The sequence below is a fragment of the Coleofasciculus sp. FACHB-712 genome (assembly GCF_014695635.1).
Taxonomy (GTDB): domain Bacteria; phylum Cyanobacteriota; class Cyanobacteriia; order Cyanobacteriales; family FACHB-T130; genus FACHB-T130.
Genome location: NZ_JACJOQ010000165.1, coordinates 1 through 4,130, shown reverse-complemented (window position 1 = coordinate 4,130; position 4,130 = coordinate 1). Strand labels below are relative to the sequence as shown.

The window sequence follows — 4,130 nt, the reverse complement described above, 5'->3', positions numbered from 1 at the left end:
AGCAACTCGTTGGCTTTTTTGGCGAGGGGGATGGTTTGCAAGGTAGACTGACCGCCAGAACCGGGAGTAATGCTGGTACTGATGGGAGAAAGGACGGTTAACCCCGCTTGTTCGTACATCGCGATCGCTTGCTGAGAGCCATTATCTACCCCATGTCCCAAAACGCCTAAAATATTCGGTGACTTGGTAAGGTCTTGCGCCAAGGAAACTGCTTTTACCGGGTCAACATCGTTGACAATCACGACTTCTAATAAGCGTCCGGGTGTCGCCGGAGACTGGTTAAACTCGTCTTGCGCTTGTCCCACACCCCGGAGAACTTCCTTCGCCGTGTCCGGACTAGGGGTGATGGGAACCACGACTGCCATTGTCAGCGGATTTCCGGCTTTTTTGGCTTTGGCGTTATTCAGGTAAATTTTGCTTTCGGGATCGTTGGGGTTGACGCTAACCGCTTGTTGATATTGCGCGATCGCTTCCTCCCAATTTTTCTGGGCAAACGCGACTGCGGCGGCTGTTTTTTGGGAATTTGTTGCATCCTTTAACAGGATTTTCTCGCCTTGACTGATCAACTCGGCATTATTAGCGGTATCGCTTGCGATCGCTTGCGGATCGGCAGTTTCCGTGGGTGTATTGTCGCTAGCGGTGGGAGATTGAGTCTCAGGAGACGCCACGATTGCCGGTTGTTTATTCCCCTGTGTCAGTTTATACAACCCAAATCCCCCCGCTAGAGCCGCCAGAATCCCCAGCAGAATCAGGATTGGCAGCAAAAATGAAGGCTTAGAACCGGGCGGTTTAGAAATGACCGTTTTCTGGCTTTTCTGAGGATTCATTGCCTCTCGAGGCAAGCCACAAACAATACAGTCTGGGCCGTGATTTTCCTGGGGTGGATGGGCTTCATTGCTTGGGTACTGTTGATTGTTGTTTTTCGGTACACCATCACAGATCCATTTGCCTTGCGTATTCAATTCTGCCAATCTCCCTGGTAGCCATACTTACTATTTATTCTAATAATTCCAATCTTCTGCCGGATAGAGCAACTGTGTCATCCCCATTGGCATAAGGATTCATTCAGATTAAAAAAATTGATTATTATAGCTTAATCATTTAATTCTTGTTAGCGCGGCAACGTTCGCCGCTCCAGACGCTTTAAGATAGTGAAGGTGCATTATCCTTGACTAAGCTTGTGAAGTGTGAGCGAAGAAGCTTAGAGACAAGGTTAATTATTTTTAAGCGTTTTTTTGGCAGTAAGATGGCACCCAAAGGAAGACCCTCTGAATTTAGGTCTGAATCTAAATTTAGGGATTAACTTACGCTCAATATTTTTTCCTAAATTCATTCGAGCCACCTCTGTGAGATTATCAAAAAGTCAAATAAATAACTCAAAAAATACCGATGACTTCTGAAAGCGATATTCCATCTCTTGCCAGCCTAGAATATATCCCTTACCTCGACGAAACCGGACATTTACCAGAGAAATTTCAGGGAAAAATTGGCGTATACGCAATATTCGATCGAGAGAAAGTGTTGCAACTGATCAACTATTCCCGCGATATCAATCTCAGTCTCAAGCAACATTTGGTACGTCAACACGAACGCTGCTATTGGCTAAAAGCACACACGAGCGATCGCCCGAACCGTACCCTGCTAGAAAGCATTCGGAATGCCTGGATTGAAGAAAATGGTGCCGTCCCTCCCGGTAATGGTTCCGAACAAGCTGCATGGAACGATCCGATTGATGCAAAACGAGCCATGACCGCTGAGGAACAAACTAAATTGACAAGTCCAGCGATGGATGAAGTCGGGCAAGGGAAGCTGTTAAAAAATGTAGCAAGGCGCGTTGAAGAAGAAATTTTTCAGCAGCTCAAAACCCGTGGAGTTCAAGAAGAACTGCGCTTTAATCCAAAATTAAAAGAAAGTGGCTTACTAGACCTGAAGTAAGGACGCGATAATCGCAAGTCTTCTACAATCCTTGCACCAAGCAACCCCGACCGCCCTAACATCCCATGAATCCACACCTGTTGAACAATCGCTATCGCATTATCCAGACGCTGGGAAGTGGTGGATTTGGTAACACCTTTCTGGCAGAAGATACTCATATGCCGTCACGGCGTCGCTGCGTAATTAAACAGCTCAAGCCAATGGCAAACAATCCCCAGATGTTCCAGATGGCGCAAGATCGATTCCAACGGGAAGCGGCTATTTTAGAGGCGATGGGTGAAGGTAGCGATCAAATTCCCAAGTTGTACGCCTACTTTTCGGAAGCTGGGCAGTTTCACCTGGTGCAGGAATTGATTGAAGGGCAAACCCTGACCAAAAAGGTGCAAACTCAGGGGTTAGTGCCTGAAAGTCAAGTTAAGGAGATACTTGTCAGTCTGCTGCCCGTCTTGGATTATATCCACAGCAAGGGCATCATTCACCGGGATATCAAACCGGACAATATTATTATCCGGCAACGGGATGGGAAGCCGGTATTGATTGATTTTGGTGCCGTTAAGGAAAGTATGGGTGCGGCGGTGCATCCAGGGAATGCTCCCGCCTCGATTGTAATTGGCACGCCGGGATTTATGCCGCCGGAACAGGGAGTCGGGCAACCCGTCTTCGCCAGCGACATATATAGTTTGGCGCTGACGGCGATTTATCTACTCACGGGGAAACTACCGCAAGATTTACCAACCGATCCGCGAACGGGGGAGATTTTGTGGCATCAGTCCGCAGCGAATGTTAGTCCGGGTTTTGTTGCTGTCTTGGATAAGGCGATTCAGTCGCATCCGCGCGATCGCTATTCCACTGCTAGAGAAATGCTCGATGCTTTACAATCGGGTGCAACTCCAACGGTGGCTTCTGCTGGGGGTGCTGGATCTAATATGGCAACCGTTGCGGTGTCTCCGGGTGGTGGCAGGAACGTTTCGCCTGCACCCGTCAATTCTCCGTATACCCCTCAAAACCCTGCGCCTGTAGTTGGTCAAGGACAGCAATGGAATCCTCTGCTAATCGGCATTGTAGGTGCAATTGTTTTGGTGAGCGCTATTGTCGGTCTTACCCAACTTTTCAAGAATTTTAGGCAACCGTCTCCCGTCACGTCATCTTTCCCATCAACATCACAACCAACCACCAGAGAAACAGAACGAACCCCAGAAAGAAATCGTCCCCTAGAGACATCGCCAGAACCATCACCTGACAATTCTCCGACAAGACAGGACGCAGCGACGCCGCCAGTTATTGCTGAATCTCCTAGCCCAAGATCGGAACGTTCACCCGAACCCGAACCAGCGCAAACTCCAGAAGAACCTGCACCCGTTCAATCTGCAACACCTGAACCCGCGCGATCACCTGAACCAGCGCGAACTCCCGAACCTGCACCCATACCCCAAAACAATAACCCGAATCCAAATCGTCCAGTTTCGAGCGTTCCCACATTTCCCGTCGGTACATCAAGAAGCACTATCCAAGCATCCCTCGGCAACCCAGACAGAGATGTAAGTGGCGCTTGGAGAACCCGCGCTGTCGTCTATAACTTAGTGCCAAATCAGATCGATCTTGGCTACTTATTCGATCGAAATTCCGGTCGTCTTCGCCAAACTGAAGCCTCCTTTTACCCAACAGTAGATCCTCAAGTCATGGAGACTACTTTGGATGGATTATTAAAAGGTGGAGCCGATAATTACATTAAAGATGGACTCCAAAAAGTGCAACAGCGTCGCTTGAGTTCTTACCGTTTTACTCAAGGCTCTTTAAAAGGCATGATTGTCCGGCAAGATTGTGATGTTATTTACATCAGTATTTGGGAAGCAGATATGCACGATTACAATGTGTCTGCTGCTAGGAAATGTTAGTATTTTTATCGTCCGCTTTGGGACAATGCTAATAGTTGTAGTTTACAAACATTTGTTAGGTTTTGTCCCTCAGCCTCACCTACATGGGTTTCTAAATCGTGCTTTTCAGTCTACTATCTTAGTGAACTTTGGCTTAAAGTGTGCTGCTTCAATCGCTGGCGGGTGAACGGGTTAGAAACTAAAATATATCCTTCCGCTTCTGTACCCAAAAAGTAACTGTTAAATAAACTGCCGCGTGCAGCAACAAAATACCCCAATTTAACCCTAAATTCTGCCACGTTGGATCGTAAATTGGCGTTT

3 protein-coding genes are annotated in these 4,130 nt (G+C 47.6%); 2 read left to right on the top strand and 1 reads right to left on the bottom strand.

What is annotated here, in order from left to right; all coding sequences use genetic code 11:
* The coding region (locus H6F50_RS04460; RefSeq protein WP_190426749.1) for a tetratricopeptide repeat protein at positions 1-962 on the bottom strand (962 nt) is incomplete at its 3' end.
* A 427-nt stretch (positions 963-1,389) separates the two neighbouring features.
* Between H6F50_RS04460 and H6F50_RS04455 the strand changes: the two genes are divergently transcribed.
* The gene (locus tag H6F50_RS04455; RefSeq protein WP_190426747.1) at positions 1,390-1,935 is read left to right on the top strand and encodes a GIY-YIG nuclease family protein; all 546 of its coding nucleotides are present in this window, start codon (positions 1,390-1,392) and stop codon (positions 1,933-1,935) included.
* 65 nt (positions 1,936-2,000) lie between these two features.
* The gene (locus H6F50_RS04450) at positions 2,001-3,830 is read left to right on the top strand and encodes a serine/threonine-protein kinase (protein WP_190426745.1); all 1,830 of its coding nucleotides are present in this window, start codon (positions 2,001-2,003) and stop codon (positions 3,828-3,830) included.
* Positions 3,831-4,130 lie beyond the last annotated feature (300 nt).